Raw genomic sequence first — 26,464 nt, forward strand, 5'->3', positions numbered from 1 at the left:
GTTCTCGACTTTGAGCATGGTGGCCATGCAGAGTCCGAAGTGGCTGGAACGCGCTGTGTTTTATCAGATCTACCCATCATCCTATATGGACAGCGATGGCAACGGTATTGGCGATTTGCAGGGTATCATCTCAAAACTCGACTATATACAGTCTGTAGGGTTCAATGCCATCTGGCTTAATCCGGTATTCGAATCGGGATGGTTTGACGGTGGCTACGACATCATCGACTTTTATAAGATAGACCCGCGGTTCGGAACCAATACCGATATGGTGATGCTCATCAAGGAAGCCCACCGGCGTGGCATCAAGATCTGTCTAGACTTGGTAGCCGGGCACACCAGCAATAAGTGTAAATGGTTTCAGGAGTCGGCAGCAGGTGATGCCAACTCTCGCTACAGCGACTATTACATCTGGACTGACTCTGTGAGCGATGCCGAGAAGCGGGACATCGAGCTGCGCAAGAAAGAGGGAGAGAATCTCTTTGGGGCACGCGGCAACTTCGTGGAGGCGAATGCGCCGCGAGGCAAGTATTATCAGAAGAATTTCTTCGAATGCCAGCCGGCCCTCAACTACGGATTCGCCCATCCAGACGCCTCTCATCCGTGGGAGCAAACGCCGGATGCCCCGGGACCGCAGGCTGTCAAGCGCGAACTGCTCAACATCATGGCCTTCTGGCTGGGCAAGGGTGTAGATGGATTCCGGGTAGACATGGCGGCATCGCTCATCAAAAACGACCCCGACGGTTCGGCGGTGCGCAAGCTGTGGAAAGAAATCAATCATTGGAAAGACAGCAACTACCCCAACTCGGTGCTCATTTCAGAGTGGTCGGATCCGATGCAGGCCATCCCTGCCGGATTCAACATCGACTTCATGATACACTTCGGCGTGAAGGCCTACATCCCCATGTTCTTTGCTAAAGGCACCCCGTGGGGCGATTGGGATACGCACGAGTGCTGCTATTTCGATAGGCAAGGCAAGGGCACGCTGTTCCCTTTCATCAAAAACTACACCGAGGCCTACGAGGCGACCAAACATCAGGGCTACATCGCCCTGCCATCGGCCAATCACGATTTCCAACGCCCCAACATCGGTACGCGCAACACGCCCGATCAACTGAAAGTGCTGATAACCTTCCTGCTCACCATGCCGGGCGTTCCATTCATCTATTATGGCGATGAAATCGCCATGAAATACCAGCTCTATCTACCCAGCAAGGAAGGCAGTGGGATACGTTCGGGGAGTCGCACGCCGATGCAATGGACCAAAGGTAAGAACGCAGGATTCTCCGACTGCGATTCCCGACAACTCTATCTCCCCGTCGATACCGAGGAGGGAAAACTTACAGTGGAAGCTCAAGAGGCCGACACGACATCGTTGCTCCACTATGTGCGACGGCTCATCCGACTCCGCCAGTCGGCAGACGCCATCGGCAATACCGGCGACTGGCTGCTGGTAAGCGATGCCAAACAGCCCTACCCTATGGTCTACAAACGCTCCAAGGGAGGCTCTGTCTACTATGTAGCCATCAATCCATCCAGTCGGTCGGTCACCGCCGCCATTCCGTTGTCGAAGTCCGGCAGAGTAACTCAGGTATTGCAGACTGGTCACATCCGATGCCACACCTCAGCTGCCACGCTGCAACTGAAAATGAAAGGCATCAGCGCTGTGGTGTTGAGCGAACAATAATTGCCTACCGTCGAACACTTCGATGGTGACGAACAACATCACGATTTATCTAAACAATTACCATCTTATGGCAAAAAAATATCGTTTCATACTCCTTTTACTCATTCTTACCCTTGTACAGGCACGTGCAACGGCATCCGCGACTGCTAAACCAGCCTATTGGATTGCCGTACCACAAACGTCGGCTCACGACTATGGCGTCTACTATTTCCGAAAGAACTTGAACCTGACGCAGCTACCGGCAGCCATGCGCGTAGAGGTAAGCGGCGACAATCGCTACGAGCTATACGTCAACGGGCAGCTGGCTTCGGCCGGCCCAGCCAAAGGTGATTTACATCACTGGCACTACGAAACAGTAGATTTAAAACCCTATCTGAAGCCGGGTAACAATGTTGTGGCAGCCATGATCATCAACGAAGGTGAAAAACGAGCACTCTCGCTATATACCCATCGTACAGCCTTCTATTTACATGCGCTTGACGCCATAGGAGCAGAGCTCAACACCGATCCATCATGGCTGTGCATACAAGACCGTGGCTATCAACCACTCAATACCAAAGTAGCCGCCTTTATGGCTGTAGGTCCCTGCGACATTCTCAATATGCATCAGCATATAGCTCATTGGTGCGATACCACATGCGACCTGTCGAAATGGCGTCCCGCACAAGTACTCGCCCTCCCCGCCTATGCCGACCGCTCTTATATCTATGGTTATCCATCTGTCTGGCAATTGATGCCCTCCACCATTCTACAGATGGAGCGGCGTATGGAGCGCATGGCAAAAGTACGACAATCTACCTTGAAACTACCCAAAACATTCCTCAACGCTCCAACATCCATTACTATTCCTGCCCACACCAAAGCTACCATCCTCATAGACAACAAGCAAGAAACCAATGCCTACGTACATCTCGCATTCGGATACGGTCGAGACGCAGAAATGTCGCTTACCTACAGCGAATGCCTGTGGGACGATACGAAGGGAACCAAGTCTAACCGCAATGTGGTAAACGGCAAGCTGATGCGCGGTGTCAAAGATAGTATCATTAGCAACGGTAAAGAACGGCAAATCTATCGTACACTCTCGTGGCGTACATATCGCTACGTGCAACTGACCATTAACACGCACGATGCCCCTCTCACTCTGTACGACCTTTATGGTATCTTCACCGGCTACCCCCTACAATTGGCATCTACATTCGAATGCCAAGACAAAGAACTCGAACGCATTCTTCAAACAGGATGGCATACGGCACGCCTATGTGCTTGGGAAACCTACATGGACTGCCCCTACTATGAACAACTGCAATATCTTGGCGACTCACGTATCCAAGCTCTTATCACCCTGTTCAACTCGCGCGACGACCGACTGGTCAAAAGCTTCCTAGACATGGCCGACTGGTCGCGCCGTCCAGAAGGTTTCACCATGAGCCAATACCCCTCTACCATGGAGCAAAATATCCCCACCTACTCGCTCATCTATATCCTCTCGTTGCACGATTATATGCGCTACGGGAGCGATCTCGACTTTGTCCGTGGTAAACTTTCGGGTGTAAGACAGATTCTGGATTATTTTAAGACATGGCAGTTGCCCGACGGTCGGCTCAAAGAAACACCTGGATGGAACTTCATAGACTGGGTAGCCGCGTGGGGAGACCCGGGCGAAGGGCCAAAAGGTTCGGAAGGTGCTACAGCCACAGCCGACCTATTCCTACTCTTGGCCTATCAAGCCGCTGCCGACTTGGAAAGCCAACTCGGCATGCCCGCCATGGCCAAGCTGTACGAGACTGCGGCACAACGTCTTGCTATCTCCATCCGTTCAAGCTATTGGAATACAACGCGAGGGCTGTTTGCAGACGACTCTAACCATCGCCATTTCTCGCAACATACCAACGCACTGGCCATTCTCGCCAAAATAACAAAAACCGACGAAATCACGGCCATCGCACATCAGCTATTAGAGGATAAGAGTTTGGCTCCATGCTCTGTCTACTTCAGCTTCTATCTCAACTCAGCTCTCCACGCAGCGAATCTTGGGGACAATTATCTCCAATGGCTCGATATTTACCGCGAAAACATCAAACAGGGACTCACCACATGGGCCGAAACTTCCGACCTCGCCCATACACGCTCCGACTGCCATGCATGGGGTGCCGCCCCCAATATTGAGGTATATCGCATCATGCTCGGTATTGAAAGCACTTCGCCGGGTTTTGCCAGCGTGCGAATAGCTCCCCATCCGGGCAACTGCAAACAATTGTCGGGCAGTATTCCGCATCCTCAAGGCAATATTCGTGTAAACTATCGACTTTCCGGCCAAACACTGAAAGCCGTGATAGAACTTCCTGAGCACGTAAGTGGCGAATTCGTATGGCGCGGCAAAATCTATCCGCTACATGGCGGCCGAAACGAAAACAACTATGAATAATATTACCTTTTAATACACCAACGGTCTTTTGAACTCCTCATCAGCGTTCAAAAGACCGTTTTCTTTTACACAAATCGCAGATTAATTTCGTTTTTTCTTGTATTATAAAAATATTTAGCTAAATTCGTATCATCATTAGAAACCTAAACAGAACGAAATGCAAGAAAGTAAATATCTGATAGCCAACTTTCGTGATACACAGTGGGGACTGACGGTTTCTACGGTTGGCTACGAACATATCATTCCGGGAGAGGATTATCCTACTCACGGGCATGCAGACGGCTATTACTTCAAAGTAGAACGAGGACGCATTCTCAACGAATATCAGTTATTATACATCACAGCCGGCGAGGGCGTGTTCAAGTCTTCGTCGGTAGAGGAGCGAAGAATTAAGGCCGGCGACTTCTTCTTGCTGTTCCCCGGAGAATGGCATACATACCATCCCTCCAAAAACATCGGATGGCAAAGCTACTGGATAGGATTCAAAGGCGAGAATATGGATGCACGCGTAAAAAACGGCTTCCTCTCCCCTACCAAGCCCGTCTATCACGTGGGCTACATGGACCGTCTGGAAGATTTGTATCACTATGCGCTCGACACGGCTCAAGAAGAAGCCGTTCACACGCAAAGGACACTGGCCGGCGTGGTCAATTTGCTCATCGGCATGATGTATAGCTTGGAGCGCAACATAGAACTCGGCAAGAACCAAGAGCATGTCAACATGGTCAACCGAGCCCGCAAGCGCATCAGAGAAGCGCTGGAAGAAAATCTCACCATACAGCAGATAGCGACAGACATGGGCGTGAGCTATAGTAATTTCCGTAAACTGTTCAAAGAGTTTACAGGCGTCTCCCCCGCCCTCTACCAGCAAGAACTGCGCCTGCAACGAGCCAAGGAACTACTTTCTACGACAAATTTGAGCGTCAAACAGATTGCCTACAAACTATGTTTTGACTCTCCGGATTACTTCTCTGCAAAATTTAAAGCAAAAATAAATCTGAGACCTAGTGAGTTTAGAGAGCAGACGAAATAACCAAAGTTCTGTACGTTGTCAAACAAAAGTGCACAACTGGGATCTCAATTAAGTTTGGGGTTTTAGTTATAATTATTAATAAAAAAACCGTTGGCGGAATTAAAATGTAGCTATAATGATATATAAAAAGTTGCACATATCGTTGATTTTTAGTAACTTAGTGAAGTAAAAACCATTAAGTACAAATCCTCGTATGTGCAACTTATACACAAAATTCGTCAAAATCCTTGAGATATGCAAGCAATTCTCTCACAACCTTGTCAATGAGCAGGGAAATATACCCCGTCGTGGTCCCATGCCAAAATTTTCAGATTTGGAGGTCGTTGCCTTGTCCTTGACAGCGGAATCAGAGAGCATTGATAGTGAAAAATGGCTTTTTGATTATAAGCTTCAGGAGTACAAAGACAAAATACCTAACCTCATATCTCGCAGGCAATTCAACGACCGTAGAAAGAATACCGCAGGATTATGCGAAGACATACGAAAGAGAATCGCTGCCCAAATGGACGGTGGGGAAACTCAATTCTTCGTAGATTCCAAGCCGATAGCCGTATGCAGGGTTGCCAGAGGGAAGCGTTGCAAGATGGGGCGAATGGGAGATTTCTCACAAGCACCGGATTTCGGCTTCTGTGCATCTCAAAATATGTATTACTTTGGCTATAAACTCAATGCACTCTGTGGGTTAAGTGGGGTGATACCTATGACTTGTCAAAGGCCAGCGTGCATGACCTCAATTATATGAAAGATGTCAAGCTGGTCTATCATGACTGTAACATCTATGGCGACAAGGGATATATAGGGGCTGATGTTCAACTCGATCTTTTCCAAACGGCTCACATTAGATTGGAATGTCCATATAGGCTGAACCAAAAGAATTGGAAACCAAAATTAATCCCTTTTGCCAAAGCCAGAAAAAGGATTGAAACTCTCTCCTCACAACTCACAGATCAATTTTTGGTTATCAGGAATTATACGAAAATAACAAATGGTCTGTTTGCCCGAATAATCGGGAAAATTAGTGTGCTGACCATATTACAATATGTCAACTTTATTAATAACAAACCCATCGGAAGAATTAAATACGCACTAAATTAATTCCGCCAACGGGTTATAACTTTATTTATCTATGATTAAAACAATTGCACTTACAGCAATGCTTGCCGGCTACATCGGACTGCAAGCACAAAACCAAAAACCGGTTTATCTGAACCCGAAAGCGCCCATTGAAGAACGGGTGAAAGATGCGTTGAGCCGAATGACGCTCCGCGAAAAAATTGCCGTTATTCATGCACAGGGTAAGTTTTCGTCGCCCGGTGTTCCCCGCTTGGGCATTCGACAGCTGAACATGGACGACGGACCGCACGGCGTACGCGCCGAAAACGATTGGAACAGATGGGGCGAAGCGGGCTGGACCAACGACTCTATCGTAGCCTTTCCGTCGCTCACTTGTCTCACAGCAACTTGGAATACCGACCTCAGCGCGCTCTATGGCAATGCCGTAAGCGAAGAGTTTGCCTTTCGCGATAAGCATATCATGCTAGGTCCTGGTACCACAATAGCCCGTACACCACTGAACGGGCGCAGCTTTGAATATATGGGAGAAGACCCTTATCTGGCCGGAGAGATGGTGGTTCCTTATATCCGCAGCGCCCAACAAAACGGTGTGGCCTGCTGTCTGAAACACTTCTTTCTGAACAACCAGGAAACTGACCGCTTTAAAGTGAATGTTAATGTGAGCAAGCGCGCCGTGAATGAAATCTATCTTCCGGCCTTTAAAAAGGCGGTTCAGCGCGGTGGAGTATGGACGATGATGGCCTCGTACAACAAGTGGCTCGGTGTACACTGCTGTCAGCACGACTCGTTGCTCAACGGTATTTTGAAACGACAATGGGTCTTTGACGGAGTTGTTATCAGCGACTGGGGGGGCGTAAACGACACGTGGCAGGCGGCAACAGGCGGACTTGACATTGAGATGGGTTCGTTTACCGACGGTAAGTTGAAAGAGTCGGAGTTTACATACAACGACTATTATTTGGCGCGCCCGTTCGAACAGTTGCTCAAAGCCGGAAAAATTCCCATGAGCGTGCTCGACGATAAGGTATCGCGCGTGCTACGCACGATATTCCGCACAGCTATGAACCCCAACCGCATCATCGGCAACCAATGTTCTGAAGCCCACTACGACGCCTGTCGGCAAATAGCCGAAGAGGGCATCGTGTTGCTCAAAAATACCCGAAACCTGCTACCGCTCGACACAAAGAAATACGGCAAAATTCTTGTTGTGGGTGAAAATGCCACTCGCTCGCTCACCAAAGGCGGCGGTTCGTCTGAGCTCAAAACTCTTTACGACATCTCGCCACTCGAAGGTTTGAAGGCGCTTTATGGCGATAAAATTGATTATGCGCAGGGATACGAGTCGGGTGGAGCACATTACGACAAGATAGACACCATCCCTGTTGCCGTGCAAACACAACTGAGAAAAGAGGCCTTGGAGAAAGCACGCAAAGCCGACATCATCTTGTATATCGGCGGATTGAACAAGAATCACTTGCAAGATTGTGAAAACGGAGACCGCGAAGACTACAACCTATCGTTCGGACAGAACGAGTTGATTGCCGGATTGGCCGCGCTCAAGAAACCGGTTGTGGTGATAACCTTTGGCGGAAACCCTTACGCCACACCTTGGATTGATAACGTCGGCGCATTGGTTCACTGCTGGTATCTCGGTTCCGAGTCGGGAACAGCCTTAGCCAATGTACTCTCGGGCAAAGTCAATCCCAGCGGAAAACTTCCCATAACATTCGCCGTTAAACAAAACGACTATCCCTGCTTTGCTTACGGAGCGGAAGGATTTCCCGGCGTTAACTACGAGGAATATTACCGCGAGGGCATCTTTGTAGGCTATCGCCACTTTGACACGCGCGGTATCAAAGCTCGCTTTCCTTTTGGTTACGGACAAAGTTATACCACCTTTAAATACGGACGGCCTACCCTTTCATCGCGCACCATCGCACCCAACGGACACCTCACACTCACTGTTGCTGTAACCAACACAGGAAAAAGAGCAGGCAAAGAGATTGTGCAGCTGTACATCGGCGACGACAAAGCCAGCGTAGAACGCCCGCGAAAAGAACTGAAAGGCTTTAGAAAAATTGCACTGATGCCGGGCGAAACCCGCACGGTAACATTCGATATTACCACCGAAGACCTGCAATTCTTTTCAGAGAAAGAGCACCGTTGGGTAGCCGAACCCGGCACTTTCAAAGCCTATGTATGCGCTTCGTCTGAGGATGTACGCGGTACGGCTGCTTTCGAACTGCGCTAAACCTTATCGAATAACAAAATAATCATCAAACAATGAATCAAACAACCTACATCCGCTTCATCAAGAAGCAACTTTTTACACTTCTGTTTTGCCTGCTGGCCGCTACGACGGCGCAAGCACAAAACACCGTACGCAAAATACAAGTTCCGCTCGGCAACGAGGGCGCACAGCTTTTTGGCTACCTGCCCGAGAAGCCTACGGGACGCGCAGTTATCTGTTGTCCGGGCGGAGCCTACGAAAGTTTGGCCATCGACCACGAAGGTCATCAATGGTCGGCCTTCTTCAACCCACGCGGCATTGCCTTCTTTGTGCTTAAATACCGCATGCCGCGCACCAATCATATCATTCCGCTGACCGATGCCGAAGCTGCCATGCGTCTTGTGAGAGATAGTGCCGCAGCATGGCACATCAATCCCGCCGATGTCGGCATCATGGGCTTTTCGGCCGGCGGACACGTGGCCAGCACCCTCTCAACCCATGCATCGGCTGCCACACGACCCAACTTCGCCATTTTGTTCTACCCCGTTATCACGATGAAACAACCCGGAACTCATCTCGGTTCGCGCCATCACCTTCTGGGCGATAAGCCCGACCGTAAGTTGATAGAACGTTATTGCAACGAGCTGCAGGTACGCAGCGGCGAAACACCGACAACCATTCTTTTTCTTACCGCCGACGACGATGTGGTGCCACCCATAGAAAACGGTGTGGCTTACTATTGCGCCATGCAACGCGCCGGTAATGCCTGCACGCTACACATTTACCCCATCGGCGGGCACGGCTTCGGCTATCTGTCCTCGTGGCGTTATCACAACAACGCTCTTTACGAACTTAACGACTGGCTTACCCGTCTACCTGCTCCCACGCGTTGAAGAATATTACAGCCCGCGCACGAGTTGGTAAGATAATAAAAGATGTGAGTTCTGCTGCTTGTTGAACTCACATCTTTTGCGTATAAGGATAAAAAGATAATTGTAGCAAACGGCTGATAAAACGACAGAGCCGTCCGGTCACCATTTTAGGCATTCCAACACTCCGAACGTGCAATCTGGTCACCATTTTAGATATCCCGACACTTGCAATGCTCAAAATAATTTATTACAAGTGTTTCGATTAAAAATGTCGCCACATCCCAAAAGGATGCGGCGACATTTCTGTATGCCCCTCCACCCGGCAAAAAGATTGGTGGAAATGGGAAAAAAGCGCAACCCGCTAATGCTCAATCGATAGCTCTACAGGACCCAGTAAGCCCGATGGCAATAGGGGCGAATCGGCCTTATAAAAGGGGAAACCCGTGTAGGTGTAACGCTTGGGATTATTGGGCTGGCAATCACCGATAAGCCGATTGGCCCAAAGGTTTATCACCTCTACCTCAATGCGGTTATCACCCTTCTGCAGCGCGTCGGTAATGTCGACGGTGTAAGGGGTCTTCCACAGTATGCGCTGCCGCCTGTCATTAACGATAACCTGCGCCATGCAGCCTACCTTACCCAGATTTAAAACATAGCGAGCTGCTTTGAGGGGGGAGGACGGAAGTAGGAAACGATTGCGATAAACGGCGCGGCCCGAATAGTATTTGATATCGGGGTCAGACTGTTCGGTGTACGATTGCAGGCGAGGCATAACAAGGGTTTTCTCGGTCGGCATATTATCGCGGAAAGTTACCTGCCAATTGGTTTCGATTTGACACACGGGTGTTATACGACGAGCGGGCAACTGCTGTTCGGCCGGTTGCGCCTTTCCCTGAAATACCACGAAAACGGCATCGTTGGGCACCATATCAAGATAAATAGTGGTTGCATCGCGACCCACACGGTAAGAAAGCTCTTCGGTCTGCCCCGTTTCGGGATGCCAGAGAAGGGGTTTCATACCTGCCGTGCGACAGGTAACGGTAAGCGAGCGCGACCGGTCGGTGCGGTTGTTGAGCCAGTAAACCTCGGCGTTGTCGGTGGTGCGATGCACATATCGCCAATGCGCAGCGGCTCCTTCGGCTCCATTGCCTTCGCTCACCACAACATCGGGAAGTATTCCGTTAGCCTTCAATACAGTGGCGGCCGAGGCATAGTTGTAAACGTTGGGGCGACCCGAATAAAACACCTCGCGCACCAGTCGGGCAAACTCAAGGCTATCTCCCGTTAACGAGGGCATCAGCTCGGGCACCTGTCCACAGATAAGAGCTCCTTCACGGGCCAATCGGGCAAAAGTTCGCAATACGGGAAGCGACATCTTGCGGGCATTCTTATCCAGCACCAGCAGACGATACTGCATTCCGCTGGGAGCGGTGAGGCGACCATTGCGAAAGGTGATAATCCGGGTGAGGGCGTCGGCATTGATGTAATCGAAATTGTAACCTACGGGTATATCGGGATGAACGTGAGCAAAGAGACCGGTGATATTGTTGTCTTCACCGTAATAATACAAGATGTCGGCCACGCTACGTCCCTGTTGCATCATATAACTGCTGCGCGCCAGATAGTCGGTCCACGGCTTAGCCCATTCGGCCCACGTGTCGTGGCGGTTAAACCAAGGTCCGTACATCATCAGTCCCAATCCGGGTCGCTTGTCGTCTACCGGTTGATGAGCGCATTCCTGAATAAAGAAACGATTCACGCCGTTAGCTATTTCGAGGTCGGCAACCGGTTTCAGATTGCCCGGATAAAATACGTAAGCACCGGAGTAGAGCCCATTGGCGGTCATCGATTCGGCAGCAACAATGGGTTTTCCGTAAAGATGAGCCACAGACGCCGACTCACGAATGTCGCTTTCAGACATTGACGTAGTAGCGGCATCGGTGGGCTGATACCACATGGCAGCCATCGGAATGTCTCCTTTGCTCTTGGCTTCCATACCGTCGGCAAGGTAAAGCCGCCCGTTCTCGTGCGTTTCATAATAGGTACTCATCCCCCAAGCAGCCAATATGCTGTCTACTTGAGCATACAGGTTTTCGGTAATCAGTTCGCCAATAGTCTTCCGCCAATCCCAAAGAAAGCGTTCACTGCGGTCTGCACTATCAATAAGTTGTCCGGTAAGAACGGGCAACCACTTTACCAAACTATATCCACGCCGACGCTCAAACTCTTGTTCCATCTTCGGCGTCCACGTTTCCCAGCCCGATTCGTAGCTGTCAATAAGCATCGATCGCAAACCATTCTTTCCCAACATCTGTTTTGAAGCATCGTCGTAGGTCGAGAGATAATAATTGAGATAATCGTGCACAGCCTGCGCATCCAGCTTGTCTACCTCCAATCCCGTAGCCTCGGGCGATGCAGGATGATTTTTCTTACCTGTCAGCGAATACCCGAACCGATAGATACGCCAATTTCCTTTGGGCACTTTCCATACCAGTCGCCCGGTCGAGTCTACTTTATCGGTGAGCACAACCACCTCATTGAACGCAGTAGCAGACGCATCGGCAGGCGTGGGATAAAGCTCCAAATCGGGTGGTGTTGCAAAACCTGCCTTTTCTTCAGCATGGTTCACACGGTCAATGGTGTAAAGCTGAAGCTCCGCTACCTCTGTAACTTTCTTTTGGGGAACATTGTCAAAACGAATGCGAAAATACTTCGCCCGCGTGGGCGGAATGGTTATTGTTTGTTGCGAAGCACCTCCGCTGGGGATATCACACACCTTACGGAAAACGATACCGTCATCGCCAGCCTCTAAATGCTTGTTAACATCGGCAGGCGCAGAGGCCCATTCGTTACGAAACCGACCGTCTACAACACTTATTGCCCGAATGGTTTGTGGCTTACTAAAGGCATACTGTATCCACGTATAACCATTTTTTTCGTCGCGCGGAAGCTGCACGGCAGTAGTTAGGTCGCCATCGGTAAGCGTGCGTAACGAAACTTCTCCGCCCAGCGTTGTTGCAGTAGCTCCAAGTGAAACCATAGAGCGGTCTATCGGCAAACATTTCACAGCCACAACGGCAATATCTTTATAATAGGTCACCTCGTTACCACTGACAAAAGGTGCATGTACCGATGAGTTGAAATTCTGAAAATAACCCGTTGCTGTATAAGGTGGTGGCAGCATTCCACGATAGGTTATTCCCCCTTTCACATCCAGCTCTCGCCACACCAATTTCTTCATCGCCTGTTCAGGCGTAACCCACGGGCCACCGGTAGAACTCCAACCGGGCGAACTGGCCACAGCCATCTCCATTCCCAATGAGTCGGCCAAATGAACGGCATAAGAAAAGGCGTCTTTCCATTCGGGAGACATATATTCAAGTCGTTTTTCAACAATCTGCGGCGTTTCCAATCCAGCATCGAAATGATGAAATCCACCGATGCCGATACGGTGCATCCACATCAAATCCTTATAGATGCCGTCTTTGGTAATATTTCCATTCATCCAATGCCACCAAAGATGCGGCCGTGCCACTGCCGGCGGATTGACAAACGATCGATAGAGTGACGTTTCCTGTGCCTGCGCATTCTGTGTGGCGAAGAATAGGCACACCGTTAAAAACATTTTAAGTAAATAGTTCCTAAGAAATTTTTTTGACATTTTTATAGATTTATGAGCGTAGCAAATAATGCGTATGAGTTATTGAATTAAAGAAGAACCGACGACACGTGCCGACATTCAAGACACCTTATATATATAAGAAGTATCCATACGCCGGAGGTCCGACGCATGGATATGCTTCATTGTTATTCCCATCCGGGATTTTGTTTCACTAAGGGCATACGTATGATTTCTTTCAACTGAATGGGTAATAAGTAACTAAAGTTTCCCACCCTAATAAATAGATAGGAAAATAACAGTTTGTCGAATTTTCTTTGTAAATTAGTAATCGCTAAAGAACTGATTTTAAAGACAAGACAACAAAACTGTTATGGAAGCAAAAATAGAGAAAATAAGCGAGTTATCCAAACTTTTGAGTGTTAAAAACCGAATGAGTGATGATTTGTTTCATCTTTTTGGCAAGTTTGGCATCGGTCACCTGTTATCTCGTCTGTCATTGGAGAAACAGGACGGAGTTTCCGCTTCGGAGCTGATCCTTTCTCTTTGCCTCTTCCGCATTGTTGGTAAGAGCATCCACAGTATATGCAAGCATAAGATATATGAGCTTTCAAATCATGGCAAGAACTGTTTCTATCGCATGATGATTCGCCCGCAGATGGATTGGAGACGCTTGATGAACCACTTTGCCCTGCGTTATATGTGCCTATTGCGTAAGTATGGCGAAGCTCCTCTATCCGACACCACGACATGTTTCATCATAGATGACACTGTGCTTGAGAAGAGTGGCGTGAGAATGGAGGGTATCAGTCGTGTTTTCGATCATGCAAAAGGCAGATGCGTATTGGGCTACAAACTGCTACTTTGTGCCTTCTTTGACGGCAAGACAACCTTACCCTTTGACTTTTCACTGCATCAAGAAAAGGGGAAGCAAGGCGACTGCGGGCTGACAAGACAGCAACGCAGAAAGGCATATCATACCAAGAGGAATGATGGTTGCCCTGATTTTAAGCGCTTTCAAGAGTGTAAGATGTCCAAGATGGAAGTCGCCATGGACATGCTTCGCCGTGGATGGAAGATGGGGTTGCATGCGAAGTATGTGATTACCGATAGCTGGTTCACTTGCGAGCAACTTATGGCGTGTGTCAGAAGCATAGGTAAAGGTGCAATGCACTTTGTCGGACTTGCAAAAATGGGAAAGACGAAATACGCTGTATCAGGCAGGAAGAAAAATGCTGCAGAACTCATTGCCGCCTATGAACGCGAACGAGGAAGGAGCTGTCGTAAGTATAAATGTCGATATATTCAGCTCAACGGCAACTTAGGAGATATACCAGTTAGAATCTTCCTCATCAAGTATGGTAGAAACTCCGCATGGAACGTCCTGCTCACCACGGATACTACGATGTCTTTCGTAAAAGCCTTTGAAGTGTATCAGATACGATGGAACATAGAGGTGATGAACAAGGAGACTAAGCAGTATCTCGGATTAGGAGGTTATCAAGGTTGCGACTTCAATGGTCAGATAGCCGATGCAACGCTGTGTTACCTTACATATACCGTCATGGCCTTGGAAAAGAGGTTCACAGAATATCAAACCATGGGGGAACTCTTTTCGGATATGGAGAGCGATCTCATGGCACTCACGTTATGGAAGCGAGTGCTTGCCTGTATCGAACGCATTCTTCGTGTTTTAGGAGAAACACTTGGGTTTGTACGTTGTCAAATAAAAGTGCACAACTGCAAATATAGTTATTTACTCTGATATTTCATTGTTTTTGGATAGAAAATTCTTTTGTTGATTGAATTTTGCTTTATTATTTCTCTTATCTTTTTGATTTTCTCCCCTTGCCCTAAATATACGTCTCTAGGTGTAAGATTATCCAACGATTCATGAAATCTGCTCTCATTATAGTATTTCACCCACCCATCGATAGCATTTTCCAATTCAGAGGGGCAGAAATAATGATTTAGCTTAATTACATTTTTCATTGATCTGTGATATCGTTCTATCTTTCCTTGCGTCTGCGGATGCAAGGGCTTGCCATGAATATGCTTGATATTATATACCTTACCGAGATACTCCTTGAGCGAGGAAGCAATATAGCATGGCCCATTGTCCGATAGTAAGCAAGGAGGATTCTGAAGTGTAACCCCAGCCTTTTCAACTACCTTGTCTATTGTTCTGGATACATCTTCAGAGGTCATATTCGAGCATAGCTCCCAATGGATGATATACCTGCTGTAGTCATCGATTACCCTAGAGAGATAATACCAGCCCCAACCCTTGACTTTGAAATAGGTAAAATCGGTCTGCCACATCTCATTGGGGAATTTAGTCTTATGATGGAACTCATCGGCCGCAAGGACGAAATCATGCTCCATACGTTCCAATAGACCTCTTTCATGCAGAATACGATAAAAGCTTGATTCTGAAACGAATATCTGACTTTCTTCCAATAAAAGGACGGACAATTCCCTGGGGGTGAGCTCAGGATGCTCTAAAGAAAGTTCGACCACTATTTGTCGAATTTTGTCGGGGATTCGGTTCCATGTCGTCTGCCTCCTATAAGGCGTTTCTCTAAGAGCATTCACTCCCCCTGTGGCATATTTCTGATACCAGTTATAAAAAGTACGCCTTGGAATACCTAAGCGTTTGAGGGCCTGAACAATACTTAACTCTGAACGCTTTACTGACAGAACTATAGTCTCTTTCTCTTCCGCACTATAACGTATATACAATTCATGCATAGGGCTTATTCGATGAGTTTCAAGCTTTTTTTACAACGTCATATCTCACTACCAAATCGGCAAGGGCTTCCTTTAAGCGAATATTTTCCTGACGAAGTTCCTTCACCTCATCACTTGTTGCTTCACGGACGATGTCACCATCAAGGCGAGCTTTACCAGCCTCAATGAATTCCTTATTCCATTTGTAATAAGTACTATCGGATATGCCATACTTACGGCAGAGCTCTGCGATGCTCTGTTCGCCACGGATTCCTTCCATCACAATCAATACCTTTTGTTCTGAAGTGAAAATTCGTTTCGTGTTACGACGAATATCCTTTAACAAGGATTCTGATGTTCTCTGCTGAGAACCTGCTGAAAGATTCTTTTTTGTTGTCATTGTGCAAATATACTTTTTTATTAATATAATTCATACTAAAACCCCAAACTTAATTGAGGTCCCAGTTGTGCACTTTTATTTGACAACGTACAATCATAGACATACATCGAATACCCCTTTTCTATTTGCTGCTTGATGAACGAGTTGACCACGGCATAGGACTTTCCACTGCCCGGTGTACCCAGCACGATGGTGGCACGGAACGGGTTCACCACATTGATCCACCCATTGTTCCATTTCTTCTTGTAGTAGAAGCGGGTGGGCAGATTGACGGAATATTCATTCTCCATATACCGCGTTTCCTGCATAAAACTCTCGTTCTCGGTGTTGAATACATCGTCCATCAGGTTGTGCTTCAACAGCCGGCTCATCCACAATCCTGCCATCAGCAGACAGGCATACCCCGCAGAAATCGTAACGACATAAAGCCCCACATTGATGGTAAAAGGCAACGGCAGATGGAGCAGCCATCCATTGAGAAAGAACAGCACACCGCCCATGCCGAGTGCGACATATATCTTCCTCCATGTTATCTTCTCACCCTTCACGCCTTTCGTACCTAAACACGAAAGCCCCAAGAGCACCACGGCAAAGAGTTTTGTATAAAGCATGGAGGAGAAGAGCCCTGCCGTTCGCTGGAAGTTCATCAGGATGCGGTCTACCACGCCGATGCCGATCCCCCACGTGCGGATGGCTCCGTAACCATACCAATACACGTGGATAACCACCAAGATAATACTCACGGCACGCAGAAAATCCATGATTTTCGCCAGTGCCCTTAAATCGTCTTCCTGTTGCATAGTTATTTTCTTTGTTGATTGTTTTTTATTGTGTTGCTGCTTACATCGTTCGTCCCTTACCCTTACGCTTCTTGCGGCGTTTCATCTTTCGGATAAAATCTTCCTCTTCGACGTTTACAGCCTGCCCGGAAGGATTGAAAAGTCCGAGACCGAAGGAAGGATTTTCATTGTCATCTTGCGTGACGAACTCTTTCTGTACCGTCTCTTCGGAATGAAGAACAAACGGTATCGGCTTTTCTTCGGCGTAGGGCAGCGTGAAGTGTTCTTGCAGGGCATTGGCGGAGAGGTCCTTACCCATACGCGAGCCATTGAGCACACAACCCGTGCGATGGTCAATGAAGGTGACTCCGTAGATACGCCCCTCGTCGGTAAGGCGCAGCACCGTGTCGATACCCTTGCCTTTGAGCAGACTAACAAATTTGTCCTTGTGATAAGTCTCTCCGAGTGCTTGGAACACTGCCCGCTTGGTGGGTTCGGTGAATTTCTTTTCGGCTATCTGTTTCTTCGATAAAGAAAAACGTTTCTCGATGGCGGCATAGCCTGCGGACTTGCCGAAGAGCGATGCCTTTGAAAGGATTGCCCACCTTGTTGCCTTTATCGTCCGTTGCCGAATAGACCAACCCGTGATACTCCCGTTCTCCGACTTTTCCCCATGTCTCTTCCACGTGGATGTTGTAGAATGAAAGTAGGGCGCGGTATTCACCCATCGTCTGAAAACGGTAACGGGTAGCGACGGAAAGAAGTACGCTTGCGATTTGTTTCTTAACATCACCTTTACCAATGTCAACCTTGTGTGCAGCCTCATGTATCTTGTCCCGTTTACGTTCGGCAGGAAGTAATTGGTATTTCTCTTCGAGCATCCGGGTGATACGCTTACTGCGATGAAAGTTGAAAGCGTTATCGAGACACTTACCATCGGTATCTACACGCATGGAAACGATGTGCAGGTGATGGCGGTCGATGTCCTCGTGTTTGACTACCATGTAAGGCTGACTGCCGTAACCCATCTCTTCCATATATTCACGGGCGATATTTTCCATCTCGGTGTCCGTGAGTCGGTCTTCGGGATGCGGATTGAGCGAAACGTGTAATACGGGCTTTTCTGTCCGGATTCCTTTGGGCAAGAGTCTGTCGAAATCCTTAAAAGTTCGTGCAAGGTCGATCTTTCCCGTGCAGGCATCGAACACTCCGTTCACGGCAAGGAGTTTTCCTTCACCCGCATTTACCTTCTGCGCGTTGTAGGCAAGTACGCCGTAGAGCGAGCTGCCGATGTTTATCTTTGCGACCATTGCTGCTCGAAGGTTTGGGTGAGACGGATGATTTGCTGCGTGATGAGCACCAATTCCTGCGTGCATTTCTCCAATTTATAGAGCAATGCCATTGCCTTTTTCTCGGAAAAGTGTACGCGCAGTTCCTTGACGACTTGGTTGTAGTTGTTGCCCACGGCGCGGTATTGCGCGTGAAAAGACGAAAGCTTGGTGTAATAATCGAACAACGTCTTGTCTGTTTTTATCACACGGAAAGGCTGTGAGAAGAACTGCTGTTTGATAAAAACGGAACGCGCAGCTGCACCGGACTCATCGAACATTGCAAGGAAACGTATATGTTCCTCCGCATTAAAACGGACGGTGTAGCGGTACACTGCCGGATCATTCTTGGGATTTCTCCCCGTTTTCTTTTTGTTTTCTGTCATTTTAATATGGATTTAGTGATGATGCGACTTAGACTGCCGTCGTATGTTCTTTACCGTCAGGTATTCTTCTTGGGCTTCCGACTTCGGAGGTAAAGCCCGCCCCCTGCCAAGGGCAAGGCTTTTCAGGGATGCTCGAATCGTTTCGAGCGGCTGAAAAGATACCTTGCTGTGTCTTTGAGGACACAAACATCCGCCTTCGGACGGATGAGGGAGTTACCTTCAGAAGCCGTCAGGGAGAACACCGACCGACAGAGCTCGTCGCTCGGGTGCAAAATTAGGCAGAATATCCACCCGAAAACCCGCAGGAACGACGCCACAAGCTGCCACAACGACGCCACAAGCTGCCACGTGGCTGAAAAACGATACAAGTACCGACATTTTGTTGTTTATTTGCACCGACAAACCAAAAGACGTCAGTCAATCTGCCGGTTGGTTGAGAGAGACTCATGCCCCAATGGCCATTGGTTGGTTGCAACCGAAACTTGGTTGTCCGTTTCTCCGGCAGTATCTCTGCAAGGAGAATAGGCGGTCACAACCGACGGACGGCGAGAATGTGGTTGGAACGTCAAGCGGAAGAAACCGACAAACCGACAAACAAATGTATCAATATATGTATCACCCATAAAACCAAGAAGACAATGGACAAACAAAAAGACAAACCACTGTATGTTGCTTTCTCCACCCAGAAAGGCGGAGCAGGCAAGACGACGCTCACGGTGCTCATGGCGAGCTACCTGCATTACGTAAAGGGATATGACGTCGCCGTCATCGACTGCGACTTACCCCAGTACAGTATCCATGACATGCGCAAACGCGACATGGACACCATCATGAAGGACGACTATTACAAGGTACAGGCGTATGACCTGCTCAGACAGCTGGGCAAAAAATACTATCCCGTCGTCTGCAGCCGCGCCGAGGACGCCATCACCTCCGCAGAAAGCCTTTGCAGAGGCGGGAAGATGCCGGACGTCATCTTCTTCGACCTGCCCGGCACCATCAACAATGCCGAGATCGTCAATACCGTATCTCGGATGAACTATATCTTCACGCCCATCATCGCCGACCGCGTGGTGATGGAAAGCTCCATCAAGTTCGCCACCGTCATCAACGAGCAGATGGTCGTAACGGGCAAATCCGCCATCAAGGGGATTTACCTGATATGGAACATGGTGGACGGGCGCGAAAAGACGGAGCTCTACGGAGCTTATGAAAAGGTGTGCGCGGAGTTCGCCCTGCCCATCCTTTCCACCCGCCTTCCCGACAGCAAGCGGTTCCGCAAGGAGATGGCATCCGAGCGTAAGGCGGTGTTCCGCTCCACGACATTCCCCACGGACAAGAGCCTGCTGCGGGGAAGCAATGTGGACAGGCTCGCAGACGAAATACTTGACATTATAAACCTCAAAAGATAAAGACAATGGCAAAGAAAACAAGAGTGGAAGACATCGACAGCAATTTCATCATCAACTCGTTCCGTCGGGACGACATGAGTATCCCACCCGAAGCGAGGACGAACGGAGTGGAATGTGAAAAATCGGAAGAGTCGGAAGATGAGGCGCCTATGGAAAAAGAAGCAGGCAAGGAAGAAGAACAGAAGACGGAGGAAATGCCGGCACGCCGCAGACGGTCGAAAGACAGGGAGCAGGAATACCTTGCCGCCTTTCACAAGGAAGTGGACATCCCTGCCCGTATCGGCAAGACCGTGTACATCCGCAAGGAGTACCACGAACGGATACAACGTATCCTGCGCATCATCGCCAAGGACGAGGTGTCACTGTTCAGCTATATAGACAATGTGCTGACCTACCACTTCGAGCATTTCGGCGAAGAAATCAAAAAGTTATATGAAAACAACAGTTCAATATTCTAAAAACAAAAGACAATGGAAAAGAAAGACAACCTCTCCCTTTACAGGGAAACATTCTTGAAGAAGACGCATTACACAGCAAGAGACGGCAAACAGGTGTACATTCCGGTCGTCTATCATGAGAAGATGCTCAAAATCGTACAGCTTATATGCAGCAACAGGGTTAACATCTCGGATTTGCTGTGCAACATGCTCGAAGAACATTTCAGAACGCACGGAGAAGAACTCAAAGCCCTCTATGAGGAAGCCCTGCTTAAGAACATGGAGCTATGACGACCTTTCTCATCATTGCCCTACTGGCATACAATGCTTGGCTGGCCTATCACCTTTTGAGTCGGCCGTCTGCCTCCAAAGGGCAAACGGCTTCACAGGAAGAAACCAAAAAGAAGCGCGAAGCGCAGGACGAGGCTGCCGATATCGTGGGTAAGAGCCGTTTCAAAATGGAGGCCTCCGTACCCGCACAACAGGAAAGGACGACGCCACTCGCTGCCACTACGGCGCCACAAGCTGCCACGCAGGAAAAAACGGAGGCGGTAGACATCGAAGACACTATCTTTGCCGACGAAACGGATGAGAAGCCTTCCCTGCAAATTCCCGCCGACCGCCTCGACGAAGCCTTTACCGACATCAGGATAAATGACGTTGCAGACGGAAACGAAGACGCAGAGGACCCAACACACCTGCGGCAAGGGGCACGAGCTTCGAGGACATCGGCAGGGCGGTGAAGTCCGTGAGAAAGCCCGAAGCGGACGAAGCAGAAAAGCTCCACGCCGGCAAGACTTTCAAGGACATCGCCGAGACGGAACTCTTTCAAAAACTCACCGATAGCTTCGCCGGCCTCTCCGACAGGGTCAACGAGGTCATCGACCTCTATACCGCCCATGTCGCACAGGCAAAACCGCTCGTCCTGCCCACGCGCATCGAAGACTTCGATATCCGCGATTTTGTATAACCCGTTAACAAGAAACGACAATAAAAGAAAAGGACTACGGATAGGGCACACCTGCTGCCACTATATCCACAAGAAAGTTAAGTAAGACAATTTCAATTCAACCCCGACGGGCGGTGTATGACCGTTTTTCATGTACGCCCGTCACCAAACAACGCTTTATGAACAACAAGCAAAAACTATTTCTCTCGCATTCTGTGTTGGGACTGACCATTTCAAAGCAGAATGCGACAAACTCTTTTCTTGCTTCTCTGCGCAACTCCTTGTACAATGTTTTCAGTTGCGAATGATTGCCGTTGATGTAGGTTTCATACATATACTCGAAGATGTCGTCCACTTTGTAGTATCGGCATTGCTGGCTGGGCGTCTTACTGTGTCTTATTTTCATCTTGATTTATGTTTATAGGGTGAATATCCAAAGAATAAGGGCGAGAATACTTACGAGGGTGAGCACGTAGAGGACTATTGCCCAAAGGGTGCGGAGAATGCCTGCGACGATTTCCGCAAGTGAACCGACAACCACACCGACCGCCCAAAAGACGATGCTTAGAATGCTTGTGAGCAGCAGGCGAAGAATTGTGCGCAAGGCTTGGCGAATGTTGATTGACTTTTCCATTTTTCTAAGGGTTTTAATGTTTAATGCGGATCCAAGAGCTTGAGGGAGTTGAGTTTCACTGCTTATCTGTCTCTCGTTTATCCGATATTTTTTAATGCATCTTCCTGTCGCATCGGTCGTTTTCGTTTCAGGTGCCCCACAAAGGTAGGGATGAGCAAATGCAAGGTTTTTGAGGGAAAATACTACCCGGAGCAAAACGTAGTGGAGCGCAGGCGTGGAGATTTTCTCCAAAACCGAAGGTACCGACCTTGCTGCAGCGTAGCATCCCGGAATTACCTTTGCGCCTGAACGGGGACGACCAACGGATGCGATACGGTGAAGACCGCATCGAAATGGAGGTAAACGGAAAAGAGACAGATTCGGATAAAAAAGTAAAAAATCTGATTGCATGCCATACAATCAGATAGTAAAAAGCGTAATGAAGCGGGCATGTAAAAGCCACCTATAGAAGACAAAGACGGAAGAGGAAAGGTATGAAGTCTGCCTTTCGGGCTTGCTGCGATGGGCAGGCGTGTACTTTTCCTACGGCTTTGTCAGACAAGTCGGAGGTGTCGGAGATAGACGGGTGAGGAATTTGTCACCACCTGAATAGCTCCGACTTCTCCGACGACAAACAATGCGGCTTTTACAACTACTTCCAAGAAAAGAAAAATACCGAAAGGGAACAGCTCTGAAAAATTGTCTTGCTGAAATCCATACCTTAGAAAGTATGGCCGATACACAGAAATGTGGCAGAAAGCAGATTTGCCGAAGCTCTTTCGACAGACTGCTCCCTGCCTCTTTTCGTCGGCCATACCAAAGGTAGGAATAGGTTATGCCGATAGCGAAGTTTGCGAAGAAAGAGGTCATAACTTGTTTCTGCCGAAGATGATGAGAATTTCAGCAAGACAATTAAACCATCAAAATGACAACAGAAAAGTCTGTCCGGACAAGAAAAAACAAATGTTTTCTTTGGGTGTACAGCATATTTTATTTATCTTTGCACCAATAACAAGAGCTGTTTGAAACGACAGCAAATCAAGGAAGTTCAGGGAATTTGAGTAGTAACCAAATCGCGACCCTTTTCCTTTTTTCAATTTTATAAGTACTTATAATCAAAGAGTTATAAAGAACCGACTCTTTTACAGCCCAAAACAATGCAAATCACGAGGTAATCTCACGTTATTTTGCAGCATTTCTCCATATCAAATGATGACAACACTCGCCTAAGAATACATAATAACCTGATTGTCAAGGCTTTGATTAAACCACTCAAAAATCGCGTATTTGAAGCCAGGGAGGTTTTTATTCAGAATGAAGGCACTCCTGAAAGGCCTTTTGTCAAATAAAGCGTCTGAATTTCATCACAGTTCAAGAAGCCTTAAACAACATCCATGCAAGCCTTTTTCTAACTCTTCTTGTCCTGCCTTTCGTGCATTCTGAACATTGAATTTTCCATGCCATTGATACCAATATGGCAAATCATAAAGCAACAGACCATGGGGAGCTCACCGCATAAACCGAAAACAGACCTTGCGAATATCTCTGCGATATGCACAAGGTCTGCTTCTGTTTTATTTCTCTTAGTTTCATGAGAAAAATCAAAAGATGAGACATTCTCTTTGCCTTCATCCTTGAGCCTCTTGTCGGATTCGAACCAACGACCCCGAGATTACAAATCACGTGCTCTGGCCAACTGAGCTAAAGAGGCGGGGTGGGCAAGCTATCCTTATCGCGTCGCTACAACCAAGTACCCTTGCTACGTTCCCATCCTGGGGGATTCCGAGGGAGCTGACCGTAAGGGACTTGCCCATGTTTGCCTTTGAAAGCGGGTGCAAAAGTAGTTATTTAATTTGTAAAAGCAAAAAGAAAGATTGGTTATCTCTATTCTTTTAACGTCTGTTTACAAATCAACCACCGTTATTCCGGCACCTCCAAACTGCACATGTTCATCTGCATAATGCTCTACATTGGGCACAGTGGCAAGATATTGCCGAATGAGATTGCGCAGAATTCCATTGCCTTTTCCATGCAGAATGCGCACACGACTCATGCCAACCAGAATGGCATCATCAATGAAATACTGCACTGCATTCAAGGCTTCATCGCCTCTCATGCCACGAACATCAAGATCTTGATGGAAATTCTTCTTATGGTCATCAATCGTATCGCGTGTTGCACGGCTTACTTGATAGGCTGTTTCGTTGCTCCGTGAAGGTTCTTCGTTGCTTGGTGTCACCGACTCCAAACGATGAAGCCGCATCTTCGAACGCATATCTCCAAAGACAACCGTACACATCTGGCCATCAATCGACTCAATGACACCCGTGGACTTCAATCCCCTGATGCGCACAGTATCACCCACAGCCAAGGTCTTTTCCGCCTTATCGACAGAGAGTTTTGCTGTAAACTCCGTCTGCTTTTGAGGCTGCAAGGCCTTTTCAGCCTTCTCCTGTTTGCGCTTTTCCCTGCGCTCCTTGCGTTGACGAAGCTGCTCAACTTTCTTTTCAAAGTCATCATCCGACAGCAATCCATGGGCTTTCTTGCCTCCGAACGGCTGCTCATCTTTTACTACCTGTTCAAATTGATGAAGCTCTTCACGTATCTTCTTCGTAGCTTCTTTTTCGGCTTGGCGCTCACGAATTTCACGAATGGCATTCTCTATGCGGCGGTTACTCTCACGAAGCAGCTCCGAAGCATCGGCTTTTGCTTTCGCAACTATCTCGCGACGCTGTTGTTGAAGCTCCTTGATTTCCTGCTCATAGCGGGCAATCGTCTTCTCCATATCCTTTTCACGCTGATGAATAGTCTGGCGTTTTCCCTCCCAATAGCGCTTATCACGCACAATGTCCTGAAGATACTTGTCGCTCTGAATGTAGTCACTGCCCACGATTTCCGAAGCTTCAGCAATGACGTCTTCGGGCAATCCTATTTTCCTCGCAATCTCAATGGCAAACGAACTTCCCGGTCTTCCTATGGCCAATTGAAAGAGAGCACGCATCTCATGGCGGTCGTAGAGCATGGCACCATTGGCTACTCCAGGATGCGTATCGGCGAAATGCTTCAGGTTTTGATAGTGGGTCGTGATGACTCCCCACGCACCTTTACTGCAGAATTTATCCAAGACACTCTCTGCAATGGCACCTCCAATCTGAGGTTCCGTACCTGTTCCAAACTCATCTATCAGTATTAAAGTGCGGTCATTAGCCTGCTTCATCATGTTTTTCATGTTGAGCAGATGCGAAGAATAAGTTGAGAGGTCGTTCTCCAAGCTTTGTTCGTCGCCGATATCAATCATCACATCGTTGAATATTCCACAGGTGGAACGCTCACTGACAGGCACAGGGACACCGCATTGCAACATATATTGCAACAGTCCGACTGTCTTCAGACACACTGATTTACCTCCTGCATTAGGGCCGGAAATCATCAGGATATGCTTCTCTGGCGTCAATGTGATACCTAAAGGAACAATCTTTCCACCACGAGAAGCCAATTGTTTTTCAAGCAAAGGGTGGCGAGCTTCTATCCAATCTATGTGGGGAGTGGCTTTCAGCTGAGGAGATATAGCACGTAAGTTTTTACCCAACTGCACCTTAGCCTGCAGGAAATCCATGACACCTAAGAAGTGGAAAGAGTCGAGAATCTCACGGACATTCGGACGAACATGCTGTGTAAGCGCCGTTAAAATGCGGATCATCTCCTGCCGTTCCTCGCTTTCAAGCTCACGGATATGATTGTTGGCCTCCACAACTTCTGTCGGTTCGACAAACACAGTGCGCCCCGTTGCACTCTCATCATGCACAATTCCATTGATACGACGCTTCAATCCTGGTGCTACAGGGATAACCAAACGACCATCACGCACGGCAGGCGTGACATCTTTATCAACAATTCCTTCAGCCTGGGCAGCCCGAAGAATACCATGGAGTGTACGTGAGACCGAGCCCTCGGCACGCACTAATTCGCGCCGAATGCGTTGTAACTCCGGCGAAGCAGTATCACGCATATGACCAAACTTATCAATTATCTGGTCAATACGCTGCACAAGATGGGGGAAAGTGGCTATACCATCAGCCAAAAGAAAGAGTGCCTGCCCTACTCTTTGCTCTGGATTGTCGGGATGAAGTATCTGTACAATCCGATGAATTGTGTCAAGAGAGCGACGAAGATCAAAGAACTCATCCTCCTCCAAATGTGTATTGGCTATGCGTGCACGGCTGACACTCTCGCGCACATCATAAATGTTACTCAATGGAAAATCTGGATTTGCTTCAAGAAGCAGGCGCAGTTCGTCGGTCTGTGCATGCCACTCGTTCACGGTCTCTGCATCAGATGAAAAGGTCATCTCATCAACCTGGCTCTTTCCCAAGGACGAAAGGCAACGTTCACGTAACATGGAACGGACTTCTGTAAATCCAATCTTCAGCTCAAAATTTTCAGGATATATCATAACGCTTTTTATCAGTTGCAAAGGTAATAAAAAA

19 protein-coding genes, 1 tRNA gene and 4 pseudogenes are annotated in these 26,464 nt (G+C 48.2%); 12 read left to right on the forward strand and 12 right to left on the reverse strand.

What is annotated here, in order from left to right:
- The first annotated feature begins 16 nt into the window (after positions 1-16).
- From EL210_RS09615 to EL210_RS09640, 6 genes and pseudogenes are all read left to right on the forward strand, one after another.
- Entirely contained in the window at positions 17-1,687 is a 1,671-nt protein-coding gene (locus EL210_RS09615) for an alpha-amylase family glycosyl hydrolase (RefSeq protein WP_004372353.1), read from the forward strand.
- 67 nt (positions 1,688-1,754) lie between these two features.
- Entirely contained in the window at positions 1,755-4,115 is a 2,361-nt protein-coding gene (locus tag EL210_RS09620; protein ID WP_231291709.1) for an alpha-L-rhamnosidase-related protein, read from the forward strand.
- Between the two features lie 157 nt (positions 4,116-4,272).
- Complete coding sequence (locus tag EL210_RS09625) at positions 4,273-5,148, forward strand: AraC family transcriptional regulator (protein WP_004372349.1); 876 nt, start codon at positions 4,273-4,275, stop codon at positions 5,146-5,148.
- 118 nt (positions 5,149-5,266) lie between these two features.
- Positions 5,267-6,243: pseudogene (locus EL210_RS09630) on the forward strand (IS982 family transposase).
- Between the two features lie 31 nt (positions 6,244-6,274).
- Positions 6,275-8,473 (forward strand): glycoside hydrolase family 3 C-terminal domain-containing protein, encoded by a 2,199-nt coding sequence (locus EL210_RS09635; protein WP_018921195.1) that lies wholly within the window; start codon positions 6,275-6,277, stop codon positions 8,471-8,473.
- Positions 8,474-8,505: 32 nt separating this feature from the next.
- Positions 8,506-9,345, forward strand: coding sequence for an alpha/beta hydrolase (locus tag EL210_RS09640; RefSeq protein WP_018921194.1), 840 nt, complete (start codon positions 8,506-8,508; stop codon positions 9,343-9,345).
- Between the two features lie 340 nt (positions 9,346-9,685).
- Here EL210_RS09640 and EL210_RS09645 read toward each other — a convergent pair whose 3' ends face one another.
- Entirely contained in the window at positions 9,686-12,949 is a 3,264-nt protein-coding gene (locus EL210_RS09645; RefSeq protein WP_018921193.1) for a glycosyl hydrolase, read from the reverse strand.
- A gap of 427 nt (positions 12,950-13,376) precedes the next feature.
- On the opposite strand from EL210_RS09645, the gene EL210_RS09655 reads away from it, so the two are divergent.
- Positions 13,377-14,708 carry an IS4 family transposase gene (locus EL210_RS09655; protein WP_458693816.1) on the forward strand — a complete coding sequence of 444 codons (1,332 nt, stop codon included), beginning with the start codon at positions 13,377-13,379 and terminating at the stop codon, positions 14,706-14,708.
- On the opposite strand, the gene EL210_RS09660 is transcribed toward EL210_RS09655, so the two are convergent.
- The 6 genes and pseudogenes from EL210_RS09660 to EL210_RS13615 all read right to left on the reverse strand — a co-directional run bounded on the left by EL210_RS09660 (position 14,696) and on the right by EL210_RS13615 (position 19,189).
- A protein-coding gene (locus tag EL210_RS09660) for an IS3 family transposase (RefSeq protein ID WP_406675596.1) occupies positions 14,696-16,073 on the reverse strand; the annotation gives its coding sequence in 2 pieces (ribosomal slippage) (positions 14,696-15,715 and positions 15,717-16,073; 1,377 coding nt in all). The two genes, EL210_RS09655 and EL210_RS09660, sit on opposite strands and share 13 nt — an antisense overlap.
- A gap of 71 nt (positions 16,074-16,144) precedes the next feature.
- A pseudogene (locus EL210_RS09665) lies at positions 16,145-16,873 on the reverse strand (YWFCY domain-containing protein); the annotation flags it as partial.
- A gap of 40 nt (positions 16,874-16,913) precedes the next feature.
- Positions 16,914-18,162, reverse strand: a pseudogene (gene mobB, locus EL210_RS09670) (conjugal transfer protein MobB).
- Complete coding sequence (gene mobA, locus EL210_RS09675) at positions 18,147-18,566, reverse strand: conjugal transfer protein MobA (RefSeq protein ID WP_018921188.1); 420 nt, start codon at positions 18,564-18,566, stop codon at positions 18,147-18,149. Before mobA ends, mobB begins: the two are co-directional and overlap by 16 nt.
- Before the next feature lie 219 nt (positions 18,567-18,785).
- The gene (locus tag EL210_RS13610; RefSeq protein WP_154649978.1) at positions 18,786-18,944 is read right to left on the reverse strand and encodes a hypothetical protein; all 159 of its coding nucleotides are present in this window, start codon (positions 18,942-18,944) and stop codon (positions 18,786-18,788) included.
- A 35-nt stretch (positions 18,945-18,979) separates the two neighbouring features.
- Entirely contained in the window at positions 18,980-19,189 is a 210-nt protein-coding gene (locus EL210_RS13615; protein ID WP_026286012.1) for a hypothetical protein, read from the reverse strand.
- 15 nt (positions 19,190-19,204) lie between these two features.
- On the opposite strand from EL210_RS13615, the gene EL210_RS09685 reads away from it, so the two are divergent.
- From EL210_RS09685 to EL210_RS13835, 5 genes are read left to right on the forward strand one after another with little or no spacing between them, the layout of a single operon-like run.
- A complete protein-coding gene (locus tag EL210_RS09685; RefSeq protein WP_026286011.1) occupies positions 19,205-19,978 on the forward strand; it encodes a ParA family protein in 774 nt (257 codons plus the stop codon).
- 5 nt (positions 19,979-19,983) lie between these two features.
- Positions 19,984-20,436, forward strand: a complete 453-nt coding sequence (locus EL210_RS09690; RefSeq protein ID WP_018921186.1) for a DUF3408 domain-containing protein — start codon at positions 19,984-19,986, stop codon at positions 20,434-20,436.
- Positions 20,437-20,448: 12 nt separating this feature from the next.
- Positions 20,449-20,706, forward strand: a complete 258-nt coding sequence (locus EL210_RS09695; protein ID WP_004351993.1) for a DUF3408 domain-containing protein — start codon at positions 20,449-20,451, stop codon at positions 20,704-20,706.
- Positions 20,707-20,762: 56 nt separating this feature from the next.
- Complete coding sequence (locus EL210_RS13830; RefSeq protein WP_232000323.1) at positions 20,763-21,158, forward strand: hypothetical protein; 396 nt, start codon at positions 20,763-20,765, stop codon at positions 21,156-21,158.
- A 5-nt stretch (positions 21,159-21,163) separates the two neighbouring features.
- On the forward strand, positions 21,164-21,385 hold the full coding sequence (locus EL210_RS13835) for a hypothetical protein (protein WP_232000325.1): 222 nt from the start codon (positions 21,164-21,166) through the stop codon (positions 21,383-21,385).
- Positions 21,386-21,569: 184 nt separating this feature from the next.
- Here the strand turns inward: EL210_RS13835 and EL210_RS09705 are convergent.
- The 5 genes and pseudogenes from EL210_RS09705 to EL210_RS09735 form a co-directional block, all read right to left on the reverse strand.
- Positions 21,570-21,770, reverse strand: a pseudogene (locus EL210_RS09705) (hypothetical protein); the annotation flags it as partial.
- Positions 21,771-21,782: 12 nt separating this feature from the next.
- The gene (locus EL210_RS09710; RefSeq protein ID WP_025879912.1) at positions 21,783-21,998 is read right to left on the reverse strand and encodes a hypothetical protein; all 216 of its coding nucleotides are present in this window, start codon (positions 21,996-21,998) and stop codon (positions 21,783-21,785) included.
- 533 nt (positions 21,999-22,531) lie between these two features.
- Positions 22,532-22,792, reverse strand: coding sequence for a hypothetical protein (locus tag EL210_RS09725; RefSeq protein ID WP_018920441.1), 261 nt, complete (start codon positions 22,790-22,792; stop codon positions 22,532-22,534).
- 822 nt (positions 22,793-23,614) lie between these two features.
- A tRNA-Thr gene (locus EL210_RS09730) sits at positions 23,615-23,688 on the reverse strand.
- Positions 23,689-23,880: 192 nt separating this feature from the next.
- Positions 23,881-26,430, reverse strand: coding sequence for an endonuclease MutS2 (locus EL210_RS09735; RefSeq protein WP_018920928.1), 2,550 nt, complete (start codon positions 26,428-26,430; stop codon positions 23,881-23,883).
- Positions 26,431-26,464 lie beyond the last annotated feature (34 nt).

Source organism: Segatella oris, assembly GCF_900637655.1.
GTDB classification, from domain to species: Bacteria; Bacteroidota; Bacteroidia; order Bacteroidales; family Bacteroidaceae; genus Prevotella; species Prevotella oris.

Coding starts and splice junctions, on each gene's coding strand:
- EL210_RS13610 (WP_154649978.1), bottom strand. CDS start 18,944: ATGTCGGTACTTGTATCGTTTTTCAGCCACGTGGCAGCTTGTGGCGTC.
- EL210_RS09735 (WP_018920928.1), bottom strand. CDS start 26,430: ATGATATATCCTGAAAATTTTGAGCTGAAGATTGGATTTACAGAAGTC.
- EL210_RS09620 (WP_231291709.1), top strand. CDS start 1,755: ATGGCAAAAAAATATCGTTTCATACTCCTTTTACTCATTCTTACCCTT.
- EL210_RS09645 (WP_018921193.1), bottom strand. CDS start 12,949: ATGTTTTTAACGGTGTGCCTATTCTTCGCCACACAGAATGCGCAGGCA.
- EL210_RS09710 (WP_025879912.1), bottom strand. CDS start 21,998: ATGGAAAAGTCAATCAACATTCGCCAAGCCTTGCGCACAATTCTTCGC.
- EL210_RS09685 (WP_026286011.1), top strand. CDS start 19,205: ATGGACAAACAAAAAGACAAACCACTGTATGTTGCTTTCTCCACCCAG.
- EL210_RS09655 (WP_458693816.1), top strand. CDS start 13,377: ATGAGTGATGATTTGTTTCATCTTTTTGGCAAGTTTGGCATCGGTCAC.
- EL210_RS09625 (WP_004372349.1), top strand. CDS start 4,273: ATGCAAGAAAGTAAATATCTGATAGCCAACTTTCGTGATACACAGTGG.
- EL210_RS09615 (WP_004372353.1), top strand. CDS start 17: ATGGTGGCCATGCAGAGTCCGAAGTGGCTGGAACGCGCTGTGTTTTAT.
- EL210_RS09690 (WP_018921186.1), top strand. CDS start 19,984: ATGGCAAAGAAAACAAGAGTGGAAGACATCGACAGCAATTTCATCATC.
- mobA (WP_018921188.1), bottom strand. CDS start 18,566: ATGACAGAAAACAAAAAGAAAACGGGGAGAAATCCCAAGAATGATCCG.
- EL210_RS09695 (WP_004351993.1), top strand. CDS start 20,449: ATGGAAAAGAAAGACAACCTCTCCCTTTACAGGGAAACATTCTTGAAG.
- EL210_RS09640 (WP_018921194.1), top strand. CDS start 8,506: ATGAATCAAACAACCTACATCCGCTTCATCAAGAAGCAACTTTTTACA.
- EL210_RS13615 (WP_026286012.1), bottom strand. CDS start 19,189: ATGGGTGATACATATATTGATACATTTGTTTGTCGGTTTGTCGGTTTC.
- EL210_RS09635 (WP_018921195.1), top strand. CDS start 6,275: ATGATTAAAACAATTGCACTTACAGCAATGCTTGCCGGCTACATCGGA.
- EL210_RS09725 (WP_018920441.1), bottom strand. CDS start 22,792: ATGGCCGACGAAAAGAGGCAGGGAGCAGTCTGTCGAAAGAGCTTCGGC.